The organism is Chitinibacter fontanus (genome assembly GCF_013423785.1).
GTDB classification, from domain to species: Bacteria; Pseudomonadota; Gammaproteobacteria; order Burkholderiales; family Chitinibacteraceae; genus Chitinibacter; species Chitinibacter fontanus.
The window spans coordinates 2223823-2250739 of the sequence record NZ_CP058952.1; the positions used below are offsets into that span (position 1 = coordinate 2223823).

At 50.3% G+C, this 26917-nt stretch carries 22 protein-coding genes, 2 tRNA genes and 3 rRNA genes; 18 read left to right on the forward strand and 9 right to left on the reverse strand.

Annotated elements, in window-relative coordinates:
- Window positions 1–47: 47 nt before the first annotated feature.
- The 8 genes from HZU75_RS10550 to HZU75_RS10585 form a co-directional block, all read right to left on the reverse strand.
- Window positions 48–797 carry a GNAT family N-acetyltransferase gene (locus tag HZU75_RS10550; RefSeq protein ID WP_180306036.1) on the reverse strand — a complete coding sequence of 250 codons (750 nt, stop codon included), beginning with the start codon at window positions 795–797 and terminating at the stop codon, window positions 48–50.
- A 194-nt stretch (window positions 798–991) separates the two neighbouring features.
- Complete coding sequence (locus tag HZU75_RS10555; protein WP_228028024.1) at window positions 992–1186, reverse strand: DNA gyrase inhibitor YacG; 195 nt, start codon at window positions 1184–1186, stop codon at window positions 992–994.
- Complete coding sequence (gene zapD, locus HZU75_RS10560) at window positions 1183–1941, reverse strand: cell division protein ZapD (protein WP_180306037.1); 759 nt, start codon at window positions 1939–1941, stop codon at window positions 1183–1185. Before zapD ends, HZU75_RS10555 begins: the two co-directional genes overlap by 4 nt.
- A 24-nt stretch (window positions 1942–1965) precedes the next feature.
- Window positions 1966–2589, reverse strand: coding sequence for a dephospho-CoA kinase (coaE, locus tag HZU75_RS10565; RefSeq protein WP_180306038.1), 624 nt, complete (start codon window positions 2587–2589; stop codon window positions 1966–1968).
- Window positions 2590–2594: 5 nt separating this feature from the next.
- Window positions 2595–3461: a prepilin peptidase gene (locus HZU75_RS10570; protein ID WP_180306039.1), complete on the reverse strand. Its 867-nt coding sequence runs from the start codon at window positions 3459–3461 to the stop codon at window positions 2595–2597.
- A 48-nt stretch (window positions 3462–3509) separates the two neighbouring features.
- On the reverse strand, window positions 3510–4736 hold the full coding sequence (locus HZU75_RS10575) for a type II secretion system F family protein (RefSeq protein WP_180306040.1): 1227 nt from the start codon (window positions 4734–4736) through the stop codon (window positions 3510–3512).
- Between the two features lie 14 nt (window positions 4737–4750).
- Window positions 4751–6457, reverse strand: a complete 1707-nt coding sequence (pilB, locus tag HZU75_RS10580; protein ID WP_180306041.1) for a type IV-A pilus assembly ATPase PilB — start codon at window positions 6455–6457, stop codon at window positions 4751–4753.
- Window positions 6458–6697: 240 nt separating this feature from the next.
- Window positions 6698–7504: a cytochrome C assembly family protein gene (locus HZU75_RS10585; RefSeq protein ID WP_180306042.1), complete on the reverse strand. Its 807-nt coding sequence runs from the start codon at window positions 7502–7504 to the stop codon at window positions 6698–6700.
- Between the two features lie 81 nt (window positions 7505–7585).
- Here HZU75_RS10585 and ffh point away from each other — a divergent pair, with 81 nt between their 5' ends.
- The 5 genes from ffh to rplS all read left to right on the forward strand — a co-directional run bounded on the left by ffh (window position 7586) and on the right by rplS (window position 11055).
- The gene (gene ffh / locus HZU75_RS10590) at window positions 7586–8929 is read left to right on the forward strand and encodes a signal recognition particle protein (RefSeq protein WP_180306043.1); all 1344 of its coding nucleotides are present in this window, start codon (window positions 7586–7588) and stop codon (window positions 8927–8929) included.
- Between the two features lie 99 nt (window positions 8930–9028).
- Window positions 9029–9274 (forward strand): 30S ribosomal protein S16, encoded by a 246-nt coding sequence (gene rpsP, locus HZU75_RS10595; RefSeq protein WP_157670806.1) that lies wholly within the window; start codon window positions 9029–9031, stop codon window positions 9272–9274.
- A 10-nt stretch (window positions 9275–9284) separates the two neighbouring features.
- Window positions 9285–9830, forward strand: coding sequence for a ribosome maturation factor RimM (gene rimM, locus HZU75_RS10600; RefSeq protein ID WP_308419411.1), 546 nt, complete (start codon window positions 9285–9287; stop codon window positions 9828–9830).
- Between the two features lie 44 nt (window positions 9831–9874).
- A complete protein-coding gene (trmD, locus tag HZU75_RS10605; RefSeq protein ID WP_180308793.1) occupies window positions 9875–10636 on the forward strand; it encodes a tRNA (guanosine(37)-N1)-methyltransferase TrmD in 762 nt (253 codons plus the stop codon).
- 38 nt (window positions 10637–10674) lie between these two features.
- Window positions 10675–11055, forward strand: a complete 381-nt coding sequence (gene rplS, locus HZU75_RS10610; protein ID WP_180306044.1) for a 50S ribosomal protein L19 — start codon at window positions 10675–10677, stop codon at window positions 11053–11055.
- An 83-nt stretch (window positions 11056–11138) separates the two neighbouring features.
- On the opposite strand, the gene HZU75_RS10615 is transcribed toward rplS, so the two are convergent.
- Window positions 11139–12101 carry a polyprenyl synthetase family protein gene (locus HZU75_RS10615; RefSeq protein ID WP_228028267.1) on the reverse strand — a complete coding sequence of 321 codons (963 nt, stop codon included), beginning with the start codon at window positions 12099–12101 and terminating at the stop codon, window positions 11139–11141.
- Between the two features lie 256 nt (window positions 12102–12357).
- Here HZU75_RS10615 and rplU point away from each other — a divergent pair, with 256 nt between their 5' ends.
- The 13 genes from rplU (at window position 12358) to rrf (ending at window position 26894) form a co-directional block, all read left to right on the forward strand.
- Window positions 12358–12669, forward strand: coding sequence for a 50S ribosomal protein L21 (gene rplU, locus HZU75_RS10620; RefSeq protein WP_157670803.1), 312 nt, complete (start codon window positions 12358–12360; stop codon window positions 12667–12669).
- Window positions 12670–12684: 15 nt separating this feature from the next.
- Window positions 12685–12957, forward strand: a complete 273-nt coding sequence (gene rpmA / locus HZU75_RS10625; RefSeq protein WP_028448431.1) for a 50S ribosomal protein L27 — start codon at window positions 12685–12687, stop codon at window positions 12955–12957.
- 311 nt (window positions 12958–13268) lie between these two features.
- The gene (gene obgE / locus HZU75_RS10630; RefSeq protein ID WP_180306045.1) at window positions 13269–14432 is read left to right on the forward strand and encodes a GTPase ObgE; all 1164 of its coding nucleotides are present in this window, start codon (window positions 13269–13271) and stop codon (window positions 14430–14432) included.
- Window positions 14433–14620: 188 nt separating this feature from the next.
- Window positions 14621–15904, forward strand: a complete 1284-nt coding sequence (locus HZU75_RS10635; RefSeq protein ID WP_180306046.1) for a hypothetical protein — start codon at window positions 14621–14623, stop codon at window positions 15902–15904.
- Between the two features lie 6 nt (window positions 15905–15910).
- Complete coding sequence (locus HZU75_RS10640; protein WP_180306047.1) at window positions 15911–16570, forward strand: hypothetical protein; 660 nt, start codon at window positions 15911–15913, stop codon at window positions 16568–16570.
- Window positions 16567–17103 carry a GNAT family N-acetyltransferase gene (locus HZU75_RS10645; protein ID WP_180306048.1) on the forward strand — a complete coding sequence of 179 codons (537 nt, stop codon included), beginning with the start codon at window positions 16567–16569 and terminating at the stop codon, window positions 17101–17103. The genes HZU75_RS10640 and HZU75_RS10645 overlap by 4 nt, the downstream gene beginning before the upstream one ends.
- Window positions 17090–19927: an ATP-binding protein gene (locus tag HZU75_RS10650; RefSeq protein ID WP_180306049.1), complete on the forward strand. Its 2838-nt coding sequence runs from the start codon at window positions 17090–17092 to the stop codon at window positions 19925–19927. Before HZU75_RS10645 ends, HZU75_RS10650 begins: the two co-directional genes overlap by 14 nt.
- Before the next feature lie 20 nt (window positions 19928–19947).
- On the forward strand, window positions 19948–21108 hold the full coding sequence (locus HZU75_RS10655; RefSeq protein ID WP_373279609.1) for a THUMP domain-containing class I SAM-dependent RNA methyltransferase: 1161 nt from the start codon (window positions 19948–19950) through the stop codon (window positions 21106–21108).
- A gap of 517 nt (window positions 21109–21625) precedes the next feature.
- Window positions 21626–23159: ribosomal RNA gene (locus HZU75_RS10660) — 16S ribosomal RNA — on the forward strand.
- A gap of 105 nt (window positions 23160–23264) precedes the next feature.
- Window positions 23265–23341: transfer RNA gene (locus HZU75_RS10665), tRNA-Ile, on the forward strand.
- 38 nt (window positions 23342–23379) lie between these two features.
- Window positions 23380–23455 (forward strand) — tRNA-Ala (locus tag HZU75_RS10670).
- Between the two features lie 306 nt (window positions 23456–23761).
- Window positions 23762–26648 (forward strand): 23S ribosomal RNA (locus tag HZU75_RS10675).
- Window positions 26649–26780: 132 nt separating this feature from the next.
- Window positions 26781–26894, forward strand: a 5S ribosomal RNA gene (rrf, locus tag HZU75_RS10680).
- Together the 16S, 23S and 5S rRNA genes with 2 tRNA genes alongside form the textbook arrangement of a ribosomal RNA operon.
- The last annotated feature ends 23 nt before the right edge of the window (window positions 26895–26917 follow it).

Sequence of the window (26917 nt, forward strand, 5' to 3'; positions counted from 1 at the left end):
GCTCGTGATTTCTATACCGTATTTTAACCGACTGTTGCTGGCAATGGTTAGCGCGCAAAATGACTCGAGTACCGTTTGTTGATAAATTGTGTCGGGAGTAGCATCAAGAAATCGGCAGTATTAAAGTCTGGATCCCATGCTGGTTCACCGCAAACGACGGCTCCGGCACGCAAATAACCTTTAATTAAGGCTGGTGTTTCAATTTCGACTTTTGAGTCAAGCGCATTAATTGGTAATGGGCAACGCGGGAAGACGCGCCATTCAATTGGGGCCATCGATTCGGTGGAAATTTTTCGGTACAAGCTTGCCGCGCTGTGTCCGCCATCGTTGAGTGATACTGAGGCACATCCCATCATATATTGGTAATTATTCTTCAGCATGTATTGAGTTAAGCCATTCCAGAGCAGTGCAATCGTTGCGCCGCTGCGGTAGTTTGGGTGTACGCAGGTACGTCCCAGCTCAACTAGTTGGCTGCGAATGTGCTGCAAGCGGGTTAAATCAAATTCGGTATCAGAATAGTAGCTGCCAACTTTGCGTGCTTGATGTGGCGGCAGGATGCGATAGGTGCCAACTACTTCACCGCTTTCTTCATCTAGTGCGACTAAATGCTCACAGTATGCATCAAACAAATCTTGATCTATCCCTGGCTCCTTGCAATTGAGTTTTGCTTGCATTTCCTCTGCAAATACTTTGTAGCGTAAGGCTTGTGCGGCACGGATTTGATCTGGATTGCTCGCTAAGGTAACAGTGAGTTTTTTACGACGTGCATTGAAACCATGATTGCTATCTAGATACATAAAGAATCCTCCATGAGAGGATTCTTAAGTTACGTGGATAGTATGACTATGCGATGACGGCTTTGTGATGATCTTGTGTCAGGCGGCTTTCTGTACGAGAGATTGCTTAGCTAAAGTTGGTTTGATATGTATACAGCTGTACGTTATTTTAAACGTATGTTGTGTGGTATTACCACGGTAGGGTATGTTTGCAATTATTGCAGATTGTCTTCAGGGGTTGGTGCTGATTGTGTATCTGGAATGCGGTAGTTATCGTTAGCCCACTCGCCTAGGTCAATTAATTTGCAGCGAGCACTGCAAAATGGTCGATATTGGTTACTTGAAAGATAGGCGCTGAGTGTTCCACAGGTCGGGCACTTTACCATGGTTGGTGAGTTCAATTGACTCATAGATTGCAATAGCTCAAGGTAAAGTCAATGTCTGCTTCGACCACTTTTGCGCGTTCGCCACTAGTCGATGGCACAATGAAGCGGATATTAATTGCATAGCGATTGGCCGATAGCTCTGGCACTGCGGGTAAATCGTTTGGTAGAGATACCTTTAATAGCTGGACCACCTTACCGCCAGACATCTGCTGAAAACTGCCTTGTTTGGCGGTGTAATGGTTGCTTTTAGCAGAATCGCGTAACAACTTAAGGACAATGTCCAAGCCGTGTTTAATTGGCATGAGCGGTGTGAGCCAACGCTCGAGATCCGCTCTGCGACGTTCTGCAGCTTGTTTTCGCCAATAATGGTAGGACGGTAGATCAAATTCGCACACGCCACCCGGAATTGATACGCGCTGTTTGATGGCCATTAACCATTCATTTTCACGCAAGTACTGACCGAATTTTCCCGTCATTTCCAATAGCCGAGTGTGCGTAGTTTCAATTTCGGTAAGCACTAAATCGAGTGCATCTTCAGAAATATGTGGATTGTTACGCAAGCCAGCTAGAGTCTGGCGTTGACGTTCTAATTCTTGTAGCAAGTCGGATTTCAGATCTGCTCGACTTGCTACTTCCATAATTTCAAAAATGCCTAGTAAGGCCATGTGATGATCGAGTGCATCATCACGATTAGCTAGTTTTGATGTCCGCACATACAGCTCTTCCAGACGAAGCAAAGTCCGGATGCGCTCATTTATCGGGAATTCATAGCTAATCACAATGCAAAGGCCTAATAGAGAAAATCAAAATAGCGGTGTTGCTTGCGCAGATCTATTACTTTGTTCACGTAAGACCCGATCTATGTGATCAACTTGCGAGCCTAGTGATTCCAAAGTGTCGTTATTGTAAATCAAGAAGTCGGCTTCTTGGCGCCGAACTTCATCACTAGCTTGATTATTTATGATTGCTACGACAGTTTCACGATTAATTTGATTACGTTGCATCACTCGTGCAATGCGCAATTCTAAATTGGATTCAACCACAATGATCTTATCGCACATTTGCTTGAAGATCTGGTGCTCAATTAGCAAAGGCACCATTAGTAGTTGATAGGTCGCTTGAGGTGTGTGGCGCAGTTGTGTGGCGCATTCAGTGGCAATCAGTGGATGTAGAATCTGTTCTAGCTGGGTGCGCGCAGTTGGCGTGTTATGAATATAATCGCGCAGCCAACTGCGATTTAAATTTCCGTCCGGGTTGATCACAGCAGGACCGAAGTGCATACTAATCTGCTGCAGTGCAGGTTGGCCTGCTTGTGTGAGTTGATGGCTGATTGCATCAGCATCAACAATATGGATTTGTTTTTGGGCGAATATTTCTGCTACTGTGCTTTTACCAGATCCAATCCCACCTGTTAGGCCAATAATCATTGCGCTTAAATCCCGTAAAGCATTTGGGATATATCTTTGCCCCAGATTAATGCCAGAAAGCCTGCGATACCTAAATAAGGGCCGAAAGGAAGGGGTTTATTCCAGCCATGCTTAGCACCACAGATCATGGCGATGCCAATTATGGCTCCACTGAGTGAAGAAAGTAAGATAATCGCCGGTAGCATTGCTATACCCAGCCAGGCCCCTAAGGCAGCAAGCAGTTTGAAATCTCCATACCCCATGCCTTCTTTGCCTGTTATTAGTTTAAAAAGCCAGTATATGCTCCAAAGGCTCATGTAGCCTGCGATTGCACCATATACTGCGCTGTCTATTGTGGTGAAGGTGCCTTGGAGGTTAAATAACAAGCCTAGCCAGACTAGTGGTAGAGTAATGTCATCAGGTAGCAAATAGGTGTCTGCATCAATCAGAATTAGGGCAATCAGCGACCAGCTTAAAAGTAGTGCACCGAGTAAGGCGATACTGAAGCCAAAATGCCAAGCCAGACCTGCAGATATCAAGCTGCATACTAGCTCCACTAAAGGGTAGCGTATGCTGATCGAGCTCTTACATTGGCTACATTTGCCCCCGAGTACCATCCAGCTCACCAAGGGGATATTTTCAAGTGCACTAATTTGATGCCCGCATTGTGGGCATGCAGAGCGTGGTGTGGCTAGGTTATAGGTGTGTTCAGTAGTAGGTGAAATTGATGGGCTGTTTTCGTTTTGGTCTAATAATTGACATTCGGTGCGAAAGTTTCGTTCGATCATGATCGGCAGTCGATGAATAACAACATTCAAAAAACTGCCCACCATTAGGCCAAGTACCGCGCAAATGCCGACGACGCCATAGTTAGTTGCAAGTAATTCCATCATGAAGCAGAGGCGGCCTTTAAATTCGATTTAAGTAGTAACTTTTTATGATTAACCGCCCACCGCGGCCCCCATTTTGAAGATGGGAAGGTACATGGCGATGACCAAACCTCCGATTAGGGTCCCTAGTACGACCATAATGACGGGTTCCATCAGGCTAGAGAGCGCTTCAACCGCATTGTCGACTTCTTCTTCGAAGTAGTCCGCTACCTTGCCCAGCATGCTATCAAGCGAACCTGATTCCTCACCAATGGAGACCATTTGCAAAACCATATTTGGAAACACATTCGTGTTCTGCATGGCGGTTGTTAAATTGGTACCAGTACTGACTTCAGATTGAATCTTTTGGGTTGCTTGCTTGTAGATGATATTACCTGCGGCCCCACCTACTGATTCGAGTGATTCCACCAGCGGAACACCTGCTGCAAACATCGTCGCTAAGGTGCGTGTCCAGCGTGCAATAGTGGCGTTGCGCACAATCTCACCAAATATCGGCAGCTTGAGCAGTAAACGATCCATGAAAAATTGCAGCTTTTCTGATTTCTTCCATGCTTGCAGGAATAAATAGATGCCACCAAAAATCCCGCCGAAAATAATATACCAGTAGGTAACGAAAAAGTCCGAAATGGCCATAACCAGTAGGGTTGGGCCGGGTAGATCCGCTCCAAAGCTTGAGAATAGCTCTTTAAAGGCTGGGATTACGAAGATCATAATGACAGCAGTGATCACAAAAGCGGCCACAATCACCGCTGTTGGGTAGAACATCGCTGATTTGATTTTCTTTTTAACGGCGAGAATTTTTTCTTTGTAGGTAGCCAGACGAGCCAGTAGGGCATCCAAAATACCTGCTTGTTCACCGGCCTGTACTAGGTTGCAATATAGGTTATCAAACTGATTTGGGTGTTTTCTGAAGGCTTGTGTAAGTGAAGAGCCTGTTTCGATGTCTGTTTTAATTTCTAGCAATAGTTTCGTTACCGACGGGTTGCTGTGACCTTTTGCGACGATATCAAAAGCAGTCAGTAGTGGTACGCCTGATTTCAGCATGGTCGCCAGCTGTCGAGTAAACATGGTGATATCTTGGTCGGAGATCTTTCTGCCTGCGCCAAGGCGAACTTTTTTAACGCTGGTGACATTAATGCCTTGACGGCGTAAGGTGCTTTTCACAACATTTTCGCCGCTCGCACGCATTTCACCTTTTACGATCTTATTAGTACGGTCTTTTCCTTCCCAGCGAAAGGCGAACTCTTTGGCTGCTGGACTTTTTGTTTTTACGGCCATCTTGCTACCCCTTGCTAGATATTTGTTACTGCCATTACCTCTTCTAGTGAGGTTAGGCCTTGTTTGACTTTGCGAAGGCCCGCCTCGCGTAGGCTGAGTACCCCTTCGCGACGGGCTTGATCGGCAATATCAATTGCATTGCCGTGGTTCATAATAAGTCGATTGATTTCGTCGGTAATCGGCATGACTTGGTAAATGCCTACCCGTCCTTTGTAGCCCGTACCTTTGCACAAATCGCAGCCAGTCGGACCATAGGGTTCCCAGGTTCCATCGAGATCTTCCTGAGTAAAACCAGCATCAAGCATTGCTTGAGGTGGAATTTCAACATGTTTTTTGCAGCTACATAGACGACGAGCTAGGCGCTGGGCGGTAATCAAAATAACTGACGAAGCAATATTAAACGGTTGAATGCCCATATTGAGCATCCGGGTTAACGTTGTTGGCGCATCGTTCGTGTGTAGGGTTGAAAAAACCATGTGCCCAGTTTGGGCGGCCTTAATTGCAATGTCGGCAGTTTCCAAATCACGGATCTCACCTACCATGATAATATCTGGATCTTGCCGTAAGAAGGCCTTCAGTGCGGCAGAGAAGGTCAGCCCTGCTTTGTCGTTGACATTGACTTGGTTGATGCCAGGTAAGTTGATCTCACAGGGATCTTCCGCTGTGGAGATATTAATATCGGGCTTATTTAGTAAATTTAAGCAAGTATACAGAGATACGGTTTTACCCGAGCCTGTTGGTCCGGTAACTAGAACCATCCCATAAGGGCGCTGAATAGCGTCAAGAATAATGGCTTTTTGGTCTGGGTCGTAGCCGAGAGCATCAATGCCGAGTGTCGCAGATGATGGATCCAAAATACGCATTACAATCTTCTCACCATGCATGGTGGGAAGTGTGGAAACCCGGAAGTCGATTGCCCGCGATTTGGATAGCACTAACTTCATACGACCATCTTGAGGGATGCGTTTCTCTGAAATATCCAACTTAGAAATTACTTTAATCCGCGATGAGATTTTTTCTTTGATCGCCAGCGGGGGTTGGGCAATCTCGCGTAATACGCCGTCGACCCTAAAGCGGATGCGATAAAATTTCTCATAAGGCTCAAAGTGGATATCTGAGGCGCCGGTGTTGATGGCATCCATCAGCATCTTTTGCAGATATTTGACGACAGGTGCATCGTCAATATCTTGGCCCATTTGGGTTTCCGCGGCACTCGGTTCTTGTTCGCCGCCTTCTAGGGCAAGGTCAGCTTCGTCGATCACCATGTCTTTGAGGCTGGCACCAGTTGCCTCAATGGTTTTATTGAGCAGGACAATTAGTTTATTGTCTTCGACAATAATGGGTTCAACTTGTGAGTTGGTTTGAAACCGGACTTTTTCAACCGCTTCAAGGTTGGTGATGTCGGAAAGACCAATGAATAGCTTGGTGCCACGCTTAAATAATGGCACGAGGCGCTGCATGCGCATGACGTTGTTGTCTAGCAGACCTTGAGGTAAGTAGCTGGAATCAATTCGATCAAGGTCGAGTAGCGGGTAGCCAAATGTTTGCGCGGAAAACTCCGCAACTTCGCGTGCAGTCAGTTTCTTGCTTTGGGTTAGCTGCTCAATGAAAGTGGTTTTATTGCTAAGGGCGGCCGACTGCAACGCTTCAGCGTCGGTTTCGCTTAGTCGTCCGTGTTGGACCAACAAACGGGCGAGGCCGGAAATTTGCGGGGTGCTCATAACAAAAAAATCACTCCAGTTGGATTATTGATAGTATCAAACGCCATGAATTATTGGTCTATGAGCGGCGTTATATCAATAAAATATCTTTTCTAGTCTAGCAGATGAAGATTGATTGCGCGGAATTGGCATCGCATTTCATGGATATGTGTTGCTTACGACGCGTCAAAATGGCCTGTTCAGATTTGAGGGTGCGTCGCTGTGCCGTGGTTAGTTGGTTCTTTCTTTGGGTATTGCTGTCTAGCCCTTGCTTAGAAAGGCCTCTAGCACAATACGTGTCCCTATATATCCTAGGAATAGCACGGCAAAAGCAACAAGGGTCCAGTTGGCGGCAAATCGGCCGCGCCAGCCTTTGATGTGATTGCCTAGCAGTAAGCCGCCAAATAGTAGCCATGAGCTGAGGCCAAATACGGTTTTGTGCGACCACTGGACCACGATGCCATGGGCTTGCTGATTTAATAGAGCGCCAGCAATGAGGGCGATAGTGAGTAATGTAAAGCCAGTTGTAATGGTGCCGAACAAGAGCTTTTCGAGGGTTAGTAGCGGGGGGAGTTTGCGAGCAAGTAATTTTCTTGCGTGGTGATGTAGCGTGCTATCGGTTAGGCGCATGAGCACTGCCAGCCCAGCGGCGATGAATAAGAAACTTTGTGCAAACATGGCGAGCATAAAGTGCACACGTGAAAGGCCGGATTGCGCATAAGAAATCAGATGTCCCTGTGGGAGCGCTAGCGCCAATGCCATAAATGCGGCCGAAAAAGCGAAGAGTGGTGGTTCTAAACCATCAAGGTTCCAGCGAATTCTGCCAAGGCAATAAATCAATATGGCCAGCCATGCGGTTAGTGAAAGTGCTTCCGCTGCGCCAAAGAATGTGGGTGATTGCAGTAGTGTGTTGGCAATGACTATGCCGTGTGCAGTTAGGCCAATGCCGAGCGCGGCAAGGCTTATATTTGAATTGAGAGCGTGTTTTCCTGCTAGTCGGGTTTGGCAGAAGTGCCAGCCGAGAAGTAGGTAAACAAATAAAGAGAGCAGCGCAAGCAAAGTCAGCACGGCAATTGAGGTAAAATAGAAAGTAGTTAAGTCTAACAGAGCGGGTGCCGCTGCGGCATCTGTTGTTCAAGGAATCGTTGCATGTTTGAAAACTTGTCTGGCCGCTTGGGCGGCGTCGTTAAAACCTTGCGTGGTCATTCGCGTCTGACTGAAGACAATATTAAAGATGCGCTACGCGAAGTGCGTATGGCATTGCTTGAGGCAGATGTGGCCTTGCCGGCGGTGAAGCAATTTATTGCCGACGTAAAGGTGCGAGCCGAGGGTAAAGAAGTTGTAGGTAGCTTAACACCGGGTCAGGCGGTGATCGGTGTGGTTTATGAAGAGTTAACCAAGCTGATGGGGGCGCAAAATGATGCGCTCAATCTGGCCGCGCAGCCGCCGGCAGTGATTTTGATGGCGGGCTTGCAGGGGGCGGGTAAGACCACGACCTCGGGTAAGTTGGCCAAGCTGCTAAAAGAGACGCAAAAGAAAAAAGTATTGCTGGTTTCAACTGACGTATATCGCCCAGCTGCGATTGAGCAGCTCAAAACCTTGGCGGGTCAGTTGCAGGTGGAGTGGTATCCGTCCGATGTGACGCAAAAGCCGGTTGATATTGCCAATGCGGCGATTGATTATGCCAAACGTCATTTCTTTGATGTGCTGATTGTCGATACGGCCGGTCGTTTGGCGATTGACGAAGCAATGATGCAGGAGATCAAGTCTCTGCATGCTTCGGTTAATCCGGTTGAGACGCTGTTTGTTGTCGATGCAATGCAGGGGCAGGACGCGGTGAATACTGCGCAGGCCTTTAATGAAGCGCTGCCACTAACTGGTGTGGTGTTGACCAAGATGGACGGTGACTCACGTGGCGGTGCGGCGTTGTCGGTGCGGCATATTACGGGTAAGCCGATTAAATTTTTGGGTACCGGTGAGAAACTGACTGGCCTTGAGCCGTTCCATCCAGACCGTATGGCAAGCCGTGTGCTCGGCATGGGCGATGTATTGTCGCTGATCGAAGATGTGCAAAATTCGGTTGATGAAGCCGAAGCGCTGAAGATGATGAAAAAGGTCAAATCTGGCAAAGGATTTGATCTGGAAGACTTTAAAACCCAGATTCAGCAAATGAAAAAAATGGGCGGCATGGCGGCATTGATGGATAAGCTGCCGGGGCAATTGAGTGCGATGGCCGATAGTCAGGTGACGGATAAGGCGGTAACACGGATTGAAGGGATTATTAATTCGATGACCCCATTGGAGCGCCGCAAGCCTGAGTTGCTCAAGGCGAGTCGTAAGCGCCGGATTGCTGCGGGAGCCGGGGTGTCGGTGCAGGAAGTGAATCGTTTGCTCAAGCAGTTTGAGCAAACGCAGAAGATGATGAAGCAGTTCTCGGGTGGCGGCATGATGAAAATGATGCGCGGGCTCAAGGGCTTAATGCCGGGGATGTAATCGCCGTTCGTGCGATGGTTTTGTATTTGGTCTTGCAGCTGCTGGTAAATTCTGGCATGATTGCGAGCTTATTTTTATTTACCAATATTGGGTTTTATTATGGTCGTGATTCGTCTTGCTCGCGGTGGCTCAAAAGATCGCCCGTTCTACAACGTTGTAGTGACTGATTCTCGCAACCGCCGCGATGGTCGTTTCATCGAGCGCGTTGGCTTCTACAATCCACAAGCTGCTGGTGCTGCTGAAGAGTTGCGCTTTGTTGCTGATCGTCTGAACTACTGGTTGGGTGTTGGTGCACAGCCTTCTGATACCGTAGCTCGTTTGATCAAACAGCAAAAAGCGGCCTAATTTTTCCGTGGTGAAAAATCTTAAAGCCTCGTCAGTGGAAGCTCAGGGTGCCGTGCCGGATGATCTGGTGGTGATGGGTTACATTAGCGGGGCTTTTGGTATTCAGGGTTGGGTTAGTTTAATTGCTGATACGCAATACGCTGATAGTTTGCTTGACTACAAAACATGGTGGTTGGGTAAAAATGGTCAGTGGAAGTCGTATCAGGTTGCGGATGCACATGTTCAGCCGAAAAAGCTCGGTGCCAAGCTGCAAGGGGTTAACGATCGGGATGCTGCCTTTGCTTTAAAAGGTTGCGAGATCGCAGTGCCGCGCAGCGAAATGCCTGAGCCGGAAGAGGGTGAATACTACTGGGCTGATTTGATTGGTCTGGCGGTAGTGAATACGCAGGGTGAACGCCTTGGTGTTATTGATAAGCTGTTCGAGACTGGCGCTAACGATGTGATTGTCGTTAAGGACGGTGATGAAGAGCGTTTGGTGCCTTTTGTGGGGCACGTCGTGTTGGATGTTGATCTTGATGTGCGTGTGATGCGCGTGGATTGGGGGCTGGATTTTTAATCCGGGCCGTATCAATGTCTGAACTAAAAAATCCACAGCGTGGTATGCAGTTTGATGTGGTGACCTTGTTTCCCGAGATGTTTGGCGCCATTACTGCGCACGGTGTTACGCGCCGGGCGGTAGAGTTGGGCTTGATTGGGGTGGAGACTTGTAATCCGCGTGACTTCACTAGGGACAATTATCATCGTGTTGATGATCGGCCGTTTGGTGGTGGTCCGGGGATGGTGATGTTGCCTGCGCCGCTGGATGCTGCGCTTGGGTATTGCAAGCAACGTCAATTGGCGTCTGGCTTGCAGCCTTATACGGTGTATTTGTCCCCTCAGGGTGCGCCGTTAACACATCTGAAGGTGGCTGAGTTGGCGCAAAAGCCGGCTCTGGTTCTGTTGTGTGGGCGTTATGAGGGGGTGGACGAGCGGGTGATTGCCTCGCACGTCGATGAGGAAATCTCGGTGGGTGATTATGTGTTGTCGGGTGGCGAATTGCCCGCGATGATCGTAATTGATGCCGTGTCCCGTCTGTTGCCTGGGGTATTAAATACTGCGGCCAGTGCGGTGGAAGATTCGTTTGTGGATGGGTTGCTGGATTGTCCGCATTACACCCGTCCCGAAGTTTATCGCGATATGGTGGTGCCTGAGGTTTTGTTGTCGGGGAACCATGCCGCAATAAGGCGCTGGCGTTTGAAGCAGTCGCTGGGGCGCACTTGGGTGCGTCGTCCGGATTTGCTGCAAACACGCCAGTTATCTAAAGAAGAGGCTCGTCTTCTGGCTGAATTTAAAACTGAATATTCGGCGCTACCGCAAGAGTGATTGCGGCAGAAGGTACAAGCCTCATATGGAGCATTAAAATGAACTTGATTCAACAACTCGAGCAAGAAGAAATCGCCCGTTTGGGTAAAACCCTGCCAGAATTTGCGCCAGGCGACACTGTTGTCGTATCGGTAAAAGTGAAAGAGGGTAATCGTGAACGTCTGCAGGCTTACGAAGGCGTAGTTATCGCTAAGCGTAACCGCGGTCTGAACAGCAACTTCATCGTTCGCAAAATTTCTTCTGGTACTGGCGTTGAGCGTACATTCCAGACTTACTCTCCATTGGTGGCTTCGGTTGAAGTTAAACGCCGTGGTGACGTTCGTCGCGCTAAACTGTACTACCTCCGTGATCGTTCAGGTAAATCTGCACGCATCAAGGAAAAATTGCCAGCGCGCAAAGTGGCTGCTCCTGCTGCTTAATTGCCCGGCATCGGTGCTTGTCGCTGAAATAAAAAACCCCGTCTTCGCAAGAAGTCGGGGTTTTTTATTGGGGTGATGCTAGATTAGCTGTTGCGATCAATGGCTAGGTCAGCCAGTGCAAGTAGCGCTTGGGTATGTGGCGAATCAGGTAGTTGAACGAGACATTCTTTGGCGAGTTGGGCTTCTTTTTGCGCGACATTGCGTGCGTATTCAAGCGCGCCGGATTGCTGTACGGCATTGAGTACGGCGCTAAAATTTTCTCGCTTGGCGTGCTCAAGTGCGTCTTTAACGGTGGCGGCCGCATCGGCTTGGCCGTGGCGCATTACATAAATTAATGGCAGGGTTGGCTTGCCTTCGGCGAGATCGTCGCCCAGTGATTTGCCGATTTCTTCTTGTTTGCCTGAGTAATCAAGTACGTCGTCAATAATTTGGAAGGCGGTGCCTAGATGCATGCCGTAGCGGGCGAGTGCGTCTTCGGTGCTGGCGTCTTGGTTGGCTAGGATCGCGCCAAGGCGTGACGCGGCTTCGAATAGCTTGGCTGTTTTGTAGCGGATCACTTTTAAATAATCGGCTTCATCGATGTCGATATTGCCAATATTCATCAGCTGCAATACTTCGCCTTCTGCAATGATGTTGGTGGCGTCTGACAGTACTTCCATGATCCGCATTGAGCCGCAATTCACCATCATTTGAAAGGCGCGGCTGTATAAAAAGTCGCCGACCAGTACGCTGGCGGCGTTGCCAAATAGGGCGTTGGCAGTGTCGCGGCCACGGCGTAGACTTGATTCATCCACGACATCATCGTGCAGTAGTGTTGCAGTGTGAATAAATTCGATTACTGCCGCCAGTTCGTGGTGGTGCTGGCCTTGGTAGCCAAGTGCTTGGGCTGAAAGTAGGGTAATCATCGGGCGCAGACGTTTGCCGCCGGAGGCTACAATATACTCGGCCACTTGGCGCACCAAAACAACATCGGAGTAGAGGCGGTCACGAATGACGTTGTCCATGATGGCCATGTCGGCATCTACGACCGACTTTACAAACTGCATCGACACGCTGTGTTTACCCTTTGGGTTAAGGCTTGGCGCTGTAGGAGCTGCGCACTAGCTGGTTAACTGATAATCGCATGATTTTAGCAGAAGATGCATAGCTTCGCCCGTTTTGCGCTGTTTTTCTGTGGGTGCTTGCAGTTAAGTCCTTGACTTTATTAAAGCATAGCTTTAACATGCTCGATTCCCAATTTTGGGGATGCGTGCCGGTGTGAATAGTCCGCGGCACGTTGGGTCAAACTCTTAGGAGCTTGTTATGTATGCAGTCGTAAAAACTGGTGGCAAGCAGTACAAAGTTGCTATCGGCGAAAAACTTAAAGTAGAACAGATATCTGCAGACATCGACAGCCAAATCGTACTGAATGAAGTATTGATGGTGGCAGACGGTGATGCGGTTGTGATTGGTGCCCCAGTGGTTGCCGGCGCTTCCATCAAAGCTACAGTTATTTCTCAAGGTCGTGGTGAGAAGGTTCGCATTTTCAAAATGCGCCGTCGTAAACACTACATGCGTCGTGCTGGCCATCGCCAGAACTACACTGAAATTCGCATTGACGAAATCGTTAAGTAATTAAGGAGCTGAACCATGGCACATAAGAAAGCTGGTGGTAGTTCGCGTAACGGTCGCGATTCAGAAGCCAAACGCTTGGGTATCAAAGTTTACGGTGGTGAATTGATTCCTGCTGGTTCTATTATTGTTCGTCAACGTGGTACTGAATTCCACGCTGGTGACAATGTAGGTATGGGCAAAGATCACACCCTGTTCGCTAAAGTTGATGGCTATGTACAATTTGCAGTGAAAGGCGCTCTGAAGCGTCGGACTGTAACTGTACTGCCTTACACTGGCGAAGAAGCTTAAGCTTCTTTGTTAGTTTGCTTTGAAAGCCCTATCCTAGTGATGGGGCTTTTTTTCTTTGTCTGAATGGGAAAACTGCTGCGAATCACGAATACTGCGTTTTAAAACGACTCAAAATCCTCATTTACTTTATGTAAATTCCGGTTTTTCGTCTTTTTAAGCCTTGTCTTCGCGCTGCTCGCTACGTTTTTTCGTTGGGTCTGTGGGTTTTGCAGTCTGGCTAGGTGATTTTCCAGATACATGCCAGTGTATAGGTTGGTATGTGGTAAATCCCTTGGTTTGCGGGGCGATACCCTGTGCGGTAGGAGAGAGTTATGAAGTTTATTGATGAAGCAAGAATTGAAGTAATCGGCGGCAAGGGTGGTAATGGCTCGGCTAGTATGCGCCGCGAAAAATTCGTACCGCGCGGCGGCCCGGATGGTGGCGACGGCGGTAAAGGCGGTACGGTGTGGGCCATTGCGGATGAAGACATCAACACACTGGTGGATTACCGTTTTGTGCGCAAATACAAAGCCAAAGACGGCGAAGGCGGTCGCGGCGCGGATTGCTACGGCAAAGGCGGCGATGATATCGAATTGCGTATGCCGATTGGCACGACCATTACCGATGCTGAAACGGGCGAGCTGATCGCCGATTTGACCAAAAACGGCGAGCGTTTGCCAATTGCCAAAGGTGGCCAAGGCGGCTTTGGTAATTTGCATTTCAAATCGTCGACCAACCGCGCGCCGCGTCAAACTACGCCGGGTGCTGAGGGCGAGCGTCGTGAATTGAAATTGGAATTGAAAGTGCTGGCCGACATCGGTTTGCTCGGCATGCCGAATGCCGGTAAATCAACGTTTATTCGCGCAGTCTCTGCGGCCAAGCCGAAAGTGGCGGATTATCCGTTTACCACCTTGCACCCGAATCTGGGCGTAGTGCGCATCGACGAAAACCGCAGCTTTGTGATTGCCGACGTACCGGGTTTGATCGAAGGTGCTGCTGATGGTGCAGGTTTGGGTCATCGTTTCCTGAAGCACTTGCAGCGTACCGGTATTTTGCTGCACCTCGTTGATTTGGCGCCGTTTGACGAAGAAGTTGATCCGGTGGCTGAAGCTAATGCGATTGTCGAAGAGCTGCGCAAGTACGACGAAGAGCTTTACAACAAGCCGCGCTGGTTGGTGCTCAATAAAGTCGACATGATTCCGGAAGATGAGCGCGAAGAGCGCGTGCAGGCTTTCCTGAAAGCCTATGGCTGGGAAGCGGGTGAGTATGATGAATACGCGCCGTTCGATCCAGCGAAACCACGCTATTTTGTGATTGCCGGTCTGACCGGTGAAGGTTGTCGCGATTTGACCTACGCGATTGCCGATTATCTTGAGCAAGCCAAGAAATTGGCCAAGCAGCAGGAAGAAGATGCGGCTGCACGTTTGGCGGCGGAGCAAGAAGCCTTGTTGGCTGCGCGTGCTGCAGCGATTGCCGCAGATGGTGATATCGAGTAATGCTTGGGTGGGTATTTGTCGGTGAGCCATATTAAATAATGGTTGGCGATAAATACCCATTGCTGTATCTGGGCTAAGCCCAGAGGTAGAAATACCTAGTTTGCGCTGTTGTGTCACTTCCTGCTAAAGGCATTGTTTTTCGCCTCATTTGCCTTTAGTCTTGCTGCTTCCCGATTTTTGTCATCTCCATGCAAGACGAAAACTTATTCTCCGATTTTTTTCAGCCCGGTTTTGTGCCGCACGAACTGCCACAAATGGCGGAATTGCTGCGCGCGCGTACCTATATTGATGCGTTTATTACGCTGTTTCGCGGTGGCGAAGACGAGGTTTTTGTTCGTCTGATCGTGCTGCGCGAAATTGGCGCGCGTGCCGATGCGCCGCGCTGGTCGCCGGCTGATTTGCAGTCGCATTTTGCCTACATTAATCAGGTCAAGCTCGATACCGTACTCAAACGCTTGCGCGATAACGGCTTGCTGGTGTGGGATAGCGACGAGCAGCTGTATGCGATGTCCGAAGCGGGGCGCGTCGCTTTGGCCGCAATGGGCACGATGATGCAATTTGCCGAGGGCGATGCCGAGCTCGGCTATCTAACCTCGCAGGTGGCGGCAGGTCAATCGCTGGGCCAGGTTTCTAACGAAGTAATGCTCAATTTATTGGCTCGCTTGAACGAGCTATACGCCGATTTTGAAGCCGCACTCGAATCGCAATCCGAATTCCAAATCCGCGCCGCGCGCGAGAAGCTCGAAAAAGTCTGGCAATGGGTCGAAAAAGGCACCGACGTGATTCGCACGGTGTTGACCGACGAAGCCACCGATCAACGTGTTTATCAAATTGCGCAATCGATTGCTTTGGCGCAAGCGCGGATGCTGCGATTAACCTCGGTGTTCCACCGTCGGTTGTCCGAATTGGCGTCGCAGCGCGTGCATTTGGGGCAGTCGGGTTTGTCGACGACCAATGTCGCCGATTGGTTGCGCCAGCAAACGCAGGAAAAATTGGCCGGTCTTGGTCGCGATCTGATTTTGTTTCATCCTGAACCGCATTTTGTTGTGTCGGATATTTTGCTCGACGTGGCCGAATTTGAAATTTGCGAGCGCGAGCGCCCGATTAATATTGTCAGCGAAATGCCGGCCGGTGCAGCGGCGCAAGTGGTTGGTGAAGTCGAGGCCGAACGTTTATTGCTGGCCGAATCCTTGTACGAAGATTTGAATCGTCTCGTTGCTGATGGTTTGGGGGGCGATTTGCCTGCTGCAGTCATCGCGCCAACCTACAACGAAACCGCGTACCGACTGTCTTTGCTGTCTTTGCTGGGCGATGCCGAGGCCGCGCTAGAAAAAAGTGTGGTCGCCGATATTGTTAAAATTCCGCTGCGGCTTGAGGCCAGCGCTGAATTATTTGAACCCGATCACCCCGAGGTCGCGAGTATTAGTCATGGCCGACTCTCGCCACTGAATACCATGCTGAAAAAAGGCTGATAGAACATGGATCAAGCCCTGAATATTTTGGTTGCGCGTCTGTTGGCGCAACGTTTTGTGTTGCGCAAAGACCCACTCGCGCGCCGCGCCTTGATTGACGAAGCATTTCGTGAGTCGCTCGAACATCGTTTGGCTGAGTGTGGCCTGCAATTGCTGGAAAATCCCTATGCCGAGCATATTGCCGTAGCGCTACAGCCGCATATGGAAGAGTGGGTGTTTGGCGAGGGCGAAAATTGGCTGTCCAATAATATGGGCTTGCCGCGCGATGGCATCGCCTTGCTCGTCGTAGTGTGGGCGCTGATTATTTTGCCGAAACGTGAACGCCAAATTGCGCGCGTTGAAGCGGGTAACGAAGAGCAGGGCGATTTATTTGGCGCGGAAAAGCCGATCGAGCACGGCGAAGGTGTTGCACAAGGCGTGTCAGAAGACGCGCTGTATGCTGACTTTGGCAAAGTGCTCGGCGGCAAAATGCGCTTCACAACCAATCTCGGTCAACTCTCGAAGCTTGGTTTTGTCGTACGTCGTAACCGGATGATTTATGAAGGCCCGATGCTCGACTTGATGATCGACTACGCCAAACTCGCGCCGCGTATTATTAATGGCGCATTGGCAGATATTTTGAAATTGTCGGGCACGCAAATTGCTACCGCCGAGATTGATGCATGATTCTGCGTCAAGCAACTGTGCAAGATGCTGAGTTCTTATTGCAATTGCGTTCAGACCCGGCTGCGCTCAAATACATGCCGCTCGTGAAACTCGATCTGCCCGCAATGCAGGCGCGCATCGTTGCTGTGGCCAAGCTGCTCGACTGCCAAGGGCTGGCTGAGCTGATGATGATCGTCGAGCTAGATGGTCAAGCGATTGGCATGGTCGGTGCAAATCAGCGCTCGTCGATGATGCAATACACCGAAGTGTCGTATTCATTGCTGCCGCAATATCAAGGCCGAGGTTTGGCAACGCAAGCCTTGCGCTTGTGGGTTTCACAATTGTTTGCCGCAGGGTATCGCGGCTTGGGTGCGACAATTTCGGCGCTGAATTTACCGTCGCAAGCTTTGGCCGAACGCGTCGGTTTCGTGCGCGAAGGTGTGATGCGCGAGCATTTTGTGATCGGCAGTCAGGCGCAAGATCAAGTGATTTATGGTTTGTTGGCCAGCGAATGGCAGCAAGCACAAAAGGGAAGTCAAAATGTTCCAGATTAAAACTTTGGAAATGGTGCACTGGGATTTCTGGCAGCGTATTTCTGTGCCACTCGATGCGCAAATCGTTACTGTGGTGGGGCCGAATGGCTCGGGAAAAACCACGCTGCTCGATGCGCTGCGCACGATTCTGGCGCTCAAATGTTCGGGCCGCCGTGATTACAAACGCTATGTGCGCAATAACAAAGAAAACATAGCTTGGTTGCGTGCCGTGGTGAGTAATCCACGCCGCAGTGGCGGTGGATTTTTTCCGTATTTGTTCTTCCCGCTCTCGTCTGAAACCGTCACGCTGTTTTGCCGGATTAAAAAGCAGGGCGGTGATTGGGTGCGCCAGTACGCGATTGCCGAAGGTGATGCGCAGCTTGATGGCCAAACCGAAACGACTTTACAGTGGCTCGGCGTTGGTGATTATCGCCGCCGTCTGGAGCAAGCCGGTTTGACGCCAGCAATTGCCGAGGTATTGGCCTTGGAGCAAGGTGATACGGATAAGCTGTGCGAATACTCCCCTAAGGCATTGCTTGATTTGGTTTTCCAAGTGTTTGGGGACAAGGAAGTCTTGGATCACTACCAAGAAGCCAAAGTGCGCCTGCGTGAAGCCGAAGGCGAGCTCGACAAAATGCAGCAGCAATTGTCGCAATTGGGCTTAGATGTTGAGCGTTTCCGTTTGCGCGCCAGCTCCTATCTGGAATGGTGCTCACTTGGTACGGATACAGTTCGTCTCGAAAATGAAGTAATTCCCGCGTTGCAAGTCGCCGAGGCGCAAGACACTTTGCGCAATTACATCGTGCAATTTAAGCAAAATCGTCGCAATCTTTGGCATAAGCGTAGCGATCTGGTTCAGCTCGACAAACGTTTGGCGGTGGCGCAATTGGCGGCGAATCAAACGCTCAATGGCGAGCAGCAAAGCAAGGCCGATTACGATGCGATGTTTGCCAAGTTTCAGGAAGTACGTGATGCCGCGCGCGATACCGAACGGGTGATTCGCGAAGGCGAAAAGCTACGTGAACTCGCTGAGCGCGAGCATGGCGCGGATGCGATTGGCCTGAACGATCGCTTGGCGGATCTGAAAGTACTCGAGACCGAGAAAAAGCTCGCGCTGAAAAATGCACGCGACGAGCGCCAGCAATTGTCTGAGGCACAATTTGCGCTGCAAGCCGGTAAAGCGCCGTCGCCCGAATTTGTGCGCCAGATGCGCGCCGCGCTCGATGAGGCGGGGATTCCGCATCAGCTGTTGACCGAAATTTGTGAAGTCAAAGACCCCGCTTGGCAGGATGCGGTCGAGGCTTTGCTGGCACCATCACGTCACTTGATCTTGCTGCAACGCGAAGCGGATAAGCAACGTGCCTGGGAAGTGGGCGAGCGTTTGCGCTATCGCCACTTTATTGTGTCCGAGCGCGAGCCAGCGCCACGCGCCAATTTGGGCTCGATTCTGGAAATTATCGATTTCAAAGCCCCGGTGCCAGCATGGCTGAGCCGTCAGCTCAATGGCATTCAGCGCGTGAAATCGGTAGAAGCGGGTAGCCGCATTAGTAGTGACTGGATTACCAAAGAGGGGTATTACCGTGAACGCCGCGGTGCGCGTTTCATTGGGGTCGATACCCGTGAGTATGCTTTTGGTGAGGCCGCGCGTCATTCACGTTTGAATGATATTGCGGTGCGCTTGAAAGCCTTGAATGATCAGATTTTGGATCAGGAAACCGACTTCGCCAGCGTACAACGCGATATTCAATCGATCACCGTGCAGTTGATGGGTATGCAAGCAGTGCTGCAACTGGCTGCGCGTCAGGCCGAGTTTGCCGCTGCGGCAGAGCGCTTCCCGGCAGAGCAAGCCGAAGTGCAGCGTCTGGGGGCGGAGCTCGCTGCTGCACAAGCTTCGCTCGAAGGCTCGCGTGAAAGTCGCTCTGAGTTGCGACTGGCCGCTCAGAAAATCGAAATCGAGCGCGATCAATTCCGTCGTGCAGTGGAAGAATTGCAAGCGCAGATCACCCGCCAGCGCAACGAGATTAGTCGCCAGCTCGGCGCGATCCGCGTGCTGAAAGAAAAAGCGCTTCCAGCTTGGTTGTTGCCGAATGTATTGGCGCAACTCAAAGAAGAATATCGCAGCGTCACCGAGGTGCGTCACATCATCGAGCGCCAGCAAGAGCAGCTGACGCAGGCGCATTGGGAAAAAGACGAAACCATCATCCAGCGCCGCGATAAATTGGTTGCCGATTACGATGCGCTGGAAGATGAATCCCAAGGCCACCGTAAAGAAGTGGAGCGCACTGGTCAGTTGACCGAAGAGGCGCGTGCAGCCTACATCAATAAGCTGCGTGCGACAGTGCGTGCGTATGGCCGCAATATTAAAGGCCTTGGCGATCTGGCCGGTATCGACGTTGAGCTTGATATGCCGCATCTGGAAAACGACGACGTGGTGCTGGCGCAAGCGGGTCTGACTGCGCGTTTCAATTTTGACCAGAAAGGCATGATGGGCTTGAACGATGGTGAGGCATCGGGTGGTCAGCAGGTAATGAAGTCGCTGATTCTGTTGATTGGTTTGATGATGGATGAAAACAATCCATCGGGCTTTGTGTTTATCGACGAGCCATTTGCCCACTTGGATATTTTTAATATTGACCGAGTCGGCGCTTTCCTGAAGGCAACACAAGCGCAATACCTGATCACCACACCATTGACGCATAACACCAATGTGTATGGTCCGTCCGAGCTGACGCTAACGACGCGTAAAAAACGTCCAGGCGAAACTTGGGCGCCATTGATCATGCAAACCCGCCGCCGTACCGAGCAGAAAATGCTCGATGCGGGTACAGTGGTCACAACCGTATAGTTTTTATAAAGAAGAAGCCTGTGCTGCAAATATTTGAATTTTTCGCCCCATGTCCACGTGGCCTCGAGCCGATTTTGGAACAGGAATTGTTGGCGCAGGGCGCTAAGAAGGTCAAAGTCACTGACGGTGGCGTCGCTTTCGCTGGCCCATGGACAGTGATGTACAAGGCGAATCTGTATTCGCGCGTCGCCAGTCGCATTTTGTGGAAGTTGGTCGAAAAACCATACCGCACCGAAGACGATATTTTCCGTATGGCGCGCGATACCGAATGGGCGGATATTTTCGCGGTGGAAAACACCATCAAGGTGACTGTGACTGCAGTACGTTCACCGCTGCGCAGCCTCGATTTTATTGCGTTGAAAGTCAAAGACGGTGTATGTGATCGCTTTCGTTTGAAGTGTGGTAATCGCCCGAGCGTCGATACCAAAGAGCCGGATATGCGGATTCATCTGTATTTGTCCGACAAAATGGCAACGCTATATCTGGACACCTCGGGCGAGGCGCTGTTTAAGCGCGGTTATCGTGTGGAAACGGGCGATGCTCCAGTACGTGAAAATCTGGCCGCAGGGATTTTGTCGCTCAGCGGTTGGACTCCCGATCAGGCGTTTTACGATCCGATGTGCGGCTCGGGTACTTTTCTGATTGAAGCGGCGATGATTGCACGCAATATCGCACCAGGTATTCGTCGTTCGTTCGCTTTCCAGCAAATGCGCATGTTTGACAACAATTTCTGGCAGACCGTCCGTGCGGAAGCGAAAGCGAAAGAAACCAGTAGTAATAATCTGATTTCAGGTTCCGATGTGTCTAGTACGGTGCTGATCCACGCCAAAGCCAATATCGCTGCGGCAGGTCTGGAGGGGGCGATTCAATTGAAGCAATTGAATGTCCTCGACGCTAAGCCGCCAGTAGAGTCGGGCGTGTGGGTGTGTAACCCGCCGTATGGCGCGCGGATGGATGAGAAAGAACATCTGGCGAGTTTGTATCCGCAATGGGCAACGGTATTGAAGCAGCGGTTTGCGGGCTGGAATGCTTATTTCCTGACCGCAGATTTGGATATGCCCAAATACATGCGTTTGAAAGCATCAAAACGCACGGTGCTATTTAATGGTCCGCTCGAATGTCGTTTGTTTGAATACAAGATGATCGCGGGTGGTAATCGAGATAAGCCAGCCAAAGATTGAGCAGATCAAATATAAAGTACAAAAACTCAGCCCGCGCCAGCGGGCTGAGTGCTTTTCGGGGTGGTTTTTGCGCGGTTTGAGCGTTCGATTCAGGTTGTTTCTTCTTATTGCCTGCGGTTTTGGCCGGTTTTTCTGAGTTTTTGCGAGTTTTGTTGGTTGCTACACTGGTGCTGTGCGTTTGCATTTGGCGTTGTTTGCCAAAATATTTCGATTTTCGTTTCCTTTCCGATCAACCACTTAGCGCCTTTGTTCGCTTTTCTTCGTCGATAGGTGTTGACGTGTTTCAGGCTGGTGGGTATAGTTCGGCCTCTCTGCTGATGACGCAACGAAACGAAGCGATGCCAGCAACGATCTTTAACAATATACAGCCGATGAGTGTGAGTGCTTGATTCGTAAGTCGAAACAAGTGCTTGCACTCAGATGATAGGAAATAAACAAGACGAACTTTTTAAGTTTTTCTCGTTTCTTTCTTTGAGTATTGAAGTACAAGCCAAGTAGTAAAAATAGCATAGCGATTAAACGAAAGAGTTTGATCCTGGCTCAGATTGAACGCTGGCGGCATGCTTTACACATGCAAGTCGAACGGCAGCACGGACTTCGGTCTGGTGGCGAGTGGCGAACGGGTGAGTAATACATCGGAACGTACCCAGTAATGGGGGATAACTATCCGAAAGGATAGCTAATACCGCATACGCCCTACGGGGGAAAGAGGGGGATCGCAAGACCTCTTGTTATTGGAGCGGCCGATGGCTGATTAGCTAGTTGGTGAGGTAAAGGCTCACCAAGGCGACGATCAGTAGCGGGTCTTAGAGGACGATCCGCCACACTGGAACTGAGACACGGTCCAGACTCCTACGGGAGGCAGCAGTGGGGAATCTTGGACAATGGGCGCAAGCCTGATCCAGCAATGCCGCGTGCGTGAAGAAGGCCTTCGGGTTGTAAAGCGCTTTTGTCAGGGAGCAAAAGGTGGTGGCTAATATCCATCGCTCTTGAGAGTACCTGAAGAATAAGGACCGGCTAACTACGTGCCAGCAGCCGCGGTAATACGTAGGGTCCAAGCGTTAATCGGAATTACTGGGCGTAAAGCGTGCGCAGGTGGTTTGTTAAGCACGATGTGAAATCCCCGAGCTCAACTTGGGAATTGCATTGTGAACTGGCTAACTAGAGTACGGCAGAGGGGGGTGGAATTCCACGTGTAGCAGTGAAATGCGTAGAGATGTGGAGGAACACCGATGGCGAAGGCAACCCCCTGGGCTGATACTGACACTCATGCACGAAAGCGTGGGGAGCAAACAGGATTAGATACCCTGGTAGTCCACGCCCTAAACGATGTCAACTAGTTGTTGGGCTTTTCGGAGCTTAGTAACGCAGCTAACGCGTGAAGTTGACCGCCTGGGGAGTACGGTCGCAAGACTAAAACTCAAAGGAATTGACGGGGGCCCGCACAAGCGGTGGATGATGTGGATTAATTCGATGCAACGCGAAAAACCTTACCTGGTCTTGACATGTACGGAATCCTTTAGAGATAGAGGAGTGCCTTCGGGAACCGTAACACAGGTGCTGCATGGCTGTCGTCAGCTCGTGTCGTGAGATGTTGGGTTAAGTCCCGCAACGAGCGCAACCCTTGCCACTAGTTGCTACCATTCAGTTGAGCACTTTAGTGGGACTGCCGGTGACAAACCGGAGGAAGGTGGGGATGACGTCAAGTCCTCATGGCCCTTATGACCAGGGCTTCACACGTCATACAATGGTCGGTACAGAGGGTCGCTAACCCGCGAGGGGGTGCCAATCTCACAAAACCGATCGTAGTCCGGATTGCACTCTGCAACTCGAGTGCATGAAGTCGGAATCGCTAGTAATCGCGGATCAGCATGTCGCGGTGAATACGTTCCCGGGCCTTGTACACACCGCCCGTCACACCATGGGAGTGGGTTTCACCAGAAGTAGGTAGGCTAACCGCAAGGAGGCCGCTTACCACGGTGGGATTCATGACTGGGGTGAAGTCGTAACAAGGTAGCCGTAGGGGAACCTGCGGCTGGATCACCTCCTTTCAAGAGAAAGACCTGCGGGTCAAGTACTCACACTCATCGGCTGTAGATTTTGAAGATACAGAGACAGTGCTCAAGGGAACTTGAACACTACTCGGTTGGAAAGCTGGGTCAGTAGCTCAGTCGGTTAGAGCACCGTCTTGATAAGGCGGGGGTCGCTGGTTCGATTCCAGCTTGACCCACCACTTACCTGTAAGTGGAAACAGCTTAGTAATGCCAGATTGGGGGATTAGCTCAGTTGGGAGAGCACCTGCTTTGCAAGCAGGGGGTCGTCGGTTCGATCCCGTCATCCTCCACCAATCACAAGAGTTCAGAATTCAGTCAATTGACGAATCGTTTGATTCGGGTAATTGATTTTGTTCTGGTTTCTTAAATCGGAATGTCGCAAGACATCTGTATCGTTCTTTAACAAAATAGAAGAAGTAATATCTCCTAATTAAACAATGTGAGCATCAGGTAAAACTGATGTGAACAGTAAAAAAATTGGGTTGATTGTATCTGCTAGTCGAAAGACTAGCCGTTGAATAGCCTGAGAAACTATTCAACAAGTCGTAAATACCGATACTCTAAACCGAGATCACGGTAAAACGTGTTTGAGGTTATAGGATCAAGCGAATAAGTGCATCTGGTGGATGCCTTGGCGATGATAGGCGACGAAGGACGTGATAGCCTGCGATAAGCGTGGGGGAGCTGGCAAAGTGCTTTGATCCCACGATTTCCGAATGGGGAAACCCGGCCCTTTTGGGTCATCCTTGACTGAATACATAGGTCATGTGAAGCGAACGCGGTGAACTGAAACATCTAAGTAACCGCAGGAAAAGAAATCAACCGAGATTCCCAAAGTAGTGGCGAGCGAAATGGGAAGAGCCTGTACGTGATAGCAGTCGTGTTAATAGAACGGAATGGAAAGTCCGGCCATAGTGGGTGATAGCCCCGTATATGAAAGCACAATTGTGGTACTAAGCGTACGAGAAGTAGGGCGGGACACGAGAAATCCTGTTTGAAGATGGGGGGACCATCCTCCAAGGCTAAATACTCATCATCGACCGATAGTGAACCAGTACCGTGAGGGAAAGGCGAAAAGAACCCCGGGAGGGGAGTGAAATAGAACCTGAAACCGGATGCATACAAACAGTGGGAGCGGACTTGTTCCGTGACTGCGTACCTTTTGTATAATGGGTCAGCGACTTACGTTCAGTAGCAAGCTTAACCAAATAGGGGAGGCGTAGGGAAACCGAGTCCGAATAGGGCGCACAGTTGCTGGGCGTAGACCCGAAACCAAGTGATCTATCCATGGCCAGGATGAAGGTGCGGTAACACGCACTGGAGGTCCGAACCCACTAACGTTGCAAAGTTAGGGGATGAGCTGTGGATAGGGGTGAAAGGCTAAACAAACTTGGAAATAGCTGGTTCTCCTCGAAAACTATTTAGGTAGTGCCTCATGTATCACTGACGGGGGTAAAGCACTGTTATGGCTAGGGGGTCATCGCGACTTACCAAACCATGGCAAACTCTGAATACCGTCAAGTGCGAGCATGGGAGACAGTCCTGGGGTGCTAACGTCCTGGGACAAGAGGGAAACAACCCAGACCGCCGTCTAAGGTCCCAAATGATCAATTAAGTGGAAAACGAGGTGGGAAGGCATAGACAGCCAGGATGTTGGCTTAGAAGCAGCCATCATTTAAAGAAAGCGTAATAGCTCACTGGTCGAGTCGTCCTGCGCGGAAGATGTAACGGGGCTCAAATTGATAACCGAAGACGCGGATATGTACGATGTACATATGGTAGAGGAGCGTTCTGTAAGCCTGTGAAGGTGTCTTGAGAAGGATGCTGGAGGTATCAGAAGTGCGAATGCTGACATGAGTAGCGATAAAGGGGGTGAAAAGCCCCCTCACCGAAAGCCCAAGGTTTCCTGCGCAACGTTCATCGGCGCAGGGTGAGTCGGCCCCTAAGGCGAGGCAGAAATGCGTAGTCGATGGGAAACAGGTTAATATTCCTGTACTTGGTATTAGTGCGATGTGGGGACGGAGAAGGTTACCTCAGCCAACGGTTGGAAGAGTTGGTTTAAGTGTGTAGGTGTGTAGCTTAGGCAAATCCGGGCTACTTTAACACTGAGGCATGATGACGAGTCTACTTGTAGACGAAGTGAGCGATACCCTGCTTCCAAGAAAAGCCACTAAGCTTCAGCTAATATCGAACCGTACCGCAAACCGACACAGGTGGGTAGGAAGAGTATTCTAAGGTGCTTGAGAGAACTCGGGAGAAGGAACTCGGCAAATTGACACCGTAACTTCGGGAGAAGGTGTGCCTCTAGTAGGTGAAGGTGTACAACCGGAGCCCAATGAGGCCGCAGAGAAATGAGGGCTGCGACTGTTTATCAAAAACACAGCACTGTGCTAACACGAAAGTGGATGTATACGGTGTGACGCCTGCCCGGTGCTGGAAGATTAAATGATGGGGTGCAAGCTCTTGATTGAAGTCCCAGTAAACGGCGGCCGTAACTATAACGGTCCTAAGGTAGCGAAATTCCTTGTCGGGTAAGTTCCGACCCGCACGAATGGCGTAACGATGGCCCTACTGTCTCCTCCCGAGACTCAGCGAAGTTGAAGTGTTTGTGAAGATGCAATCTCCCCGCTGCTAGACGGAAAGACCCCGTGAACCTTTACTGTAGCTTTGCATTGGACTTTGAAGTGGTTTGTGTAGGATAGGTGGGAGGCTTTGAAGCAGGAACGCCAGTTTCTGTGGAGCCGTCCTTGAAATACCACCCTGACCCCTTTGAGGTTCTAACCTAGGTCCATTATCTGGATCGGGGACCGTGCATGGTAGGCAGTTTGACTGGGGCGGTCTCCTCCCAAATTGTAACGGAGGAGCTCGAAGGTCGCCTAGGTACGGTCGGACATCGTACTGATAGTGTAATGGCAAAAGGCGGCTTAACTGCGAGACCGACAAGTCGAGCAGGTGCGAAAGCAGGACATAGTGATCCGGTGGTTCTGAATGGAAGGGCCATCGCTCAACGGATAAAAGGTACTCCGGGGATAACAGGCTGATTCCGCCCAAGAGTTCACATCGACGGCGGAGTTTGGCACCTCGATGTCGGCTCATCACATCCTGGGGCTGTAGCCGGTCCCAAGGGTATGGCTGTTCGCCATTTAAAGTGGTACGTGAGCTGGGTTCAAAACGTCGTGAGACAGTTTGGTCCCTATCTGCAGTGGGCGTTGGAAGTTTGAGGGGGGCTGCTCCTAGTACGAGAGGACCGGAGTGGACTGACCTCTGGTGTACCGGTTGTCACGCCAGTGGCATTGCCGGGTAGCTAAGTCGGGAATAGATAAGCGCTGAAAGCATCTAAGCGCGAAACTAGCCTCAAGATGAGACTTCCCTAGGTCTATAAGACCTCTAAAGGATCGTTCGAGACCAGGACGTTGATAGGTCGGGTGTGGAAGCGCAGTAATGCGTTAAGCTAACCGATACTAATTGCCCGTGAGGCTTGATCCTATAACCTGAGACGCGTTGATATGACGTGATACAGTTGACCCAAAGAAATTGTTTGGTGAAGAGAAACAAGATTACTTCTTCTATTGATTTCGAGTGGTTGTGCATCAAGTACAGCTAACTCACCCAGTTTTGTCTGGTGACCATAGCGAGGTGGTCCCACTCCTTCCCATCCCGAACAGGACAGTGAAACGCCTCAGCGCCGATGATAGTGCGGATTGCCCGTGTGAAAGTAGGACATTGCCAGACTACCCTAAGTAAGTAGAAAGCCC

Excerpts from the sequence above, each read along its gene's own strand:
- HZU75_RS10550 (WP_180306036.1), bottom strand. The coding sequence starts at position 797 with ATGTATCTAGATAGCAATCATGGTTTCAATGCACGTCGTAAAAAACTC.
- HZU75_RS10555 (WP_228028024.1), bottom strand. The coding sequence starts at position 1,186 with ATGAGTCAATTGAACTCACCAACCATGGTAAAGTGCCCGACCTGTGGA.
- coaE (WP_180306038.1), bottom strand. The coding sequence starts at position 2,589 with ATGATTATTGGCCTAACAGGTGGGATTGGATCTGGTAAAAGCACAGTA.
- HZU75_RS10570 (WP_180306039.1), bottom strand. The coding sequence starts at position 3,461 with ATGATGGAATTACTTGCAACTAACTATGGCGTCGTCGGCATTTGCGCG.
- HZU75_RS10575 (WP_180306040.1), bottom strand. The coding sequence starts at position 4,736 with ATGGCCGTAAAAACAAAAAGTCCAGCAGCCAAAGAGTTCGCCTTTCGC.
- pilB (WP_180306041.1), bottom strand. The coding sequence starts at position 6,457 with ATGAGCACCCCGCAAATTTCCGGCCTCGCCCGTTTGTTGGTCCAACAC.
- ffh (WP_180306043.1), top strand. The coding sequence starts at position 7,586 with ATGTTTGAAAACTTGTCTGGCCGCTTGGGCGGCGTCGTTAAAACCTTG.
- rpsP (WP_157670806.1), top strand. The coding sequence starts at position 9,029 with ATGGTCGTGATTCGTCTTGCTCGCGGTGGCTCAAAAGATCGCCCGTTC.
- trmD (WP_180308793.1), top strand. The coding sequence starts at position 9,875 with ATGCAGTTTGATGTGGTGACCTTGTTTCCCGAGATGTTTGGCGCCATT.
- rplS (WP_180306044.1), top strand. The coding sequence starts at position 10,675 with ATGAACTTGATTCAACAACTCGAGCAAGAAGAAATCGCCCGTTTGGGT.
- HZU75_RS10615 (WP_228028267.1), bottom strand. The coding sequence starts at position 12,101 with ATGCAGTTTGTAAAGTCGGTCGTAGATGCCGACATGGCCATCATGGAC.
- rplU (WP_157670803.1), top strand. The coding sequence starts at position 12,358 with ATGTATGCAGTCGTAAAAACTGGTGGCAAGCAGTACAAAGTTGCTATC.
- rpmA (WP_028448431.1), top strand. The coding sequence starts at position 12,685 with ATGGCACATAAGAAAGCTGGTGGTAGTTCGCGTAACGGTCGCGATTCA.
- obgE (WP_180306045.1), top strand. The coding sequence starts at position 13,269 with ATGAAGTTTATTGATGAAGCAAGAATTGAAGTAATCGGCGGCAAGGGT.
- HZU75_RS10635 (WP_180306046.1), top strand. The coding sequence starts at position 14,621 with ATGCAAGACGAAAACTTATTCTCCGATTTTTTTCAGCCCGGTTTTGTG.
- HZU75_RS10640 (WP_180306047.1), top strand. The coding sequence starts at position 15,911 with ATGGATCAAGCCCTGAATATTTTGGTTGCGCGTCTGTTGGCGCAACGT.
- HZU75_RS10645 (WP_180306048.1), top strand. The coding sequence starts at position 16,567 with ATGATTCTGCGTCAAGCAACTGTGCAAGATGCTGAGTTCTTATTGCAA.
- HZU75_RS10650 (WP_180306049.1), top strand. The coding sequence starts at position 17,090 with ATGTTCCAGATTAAAACTTTGGAAATGGTGCACTGGGATTTCTGGCAG.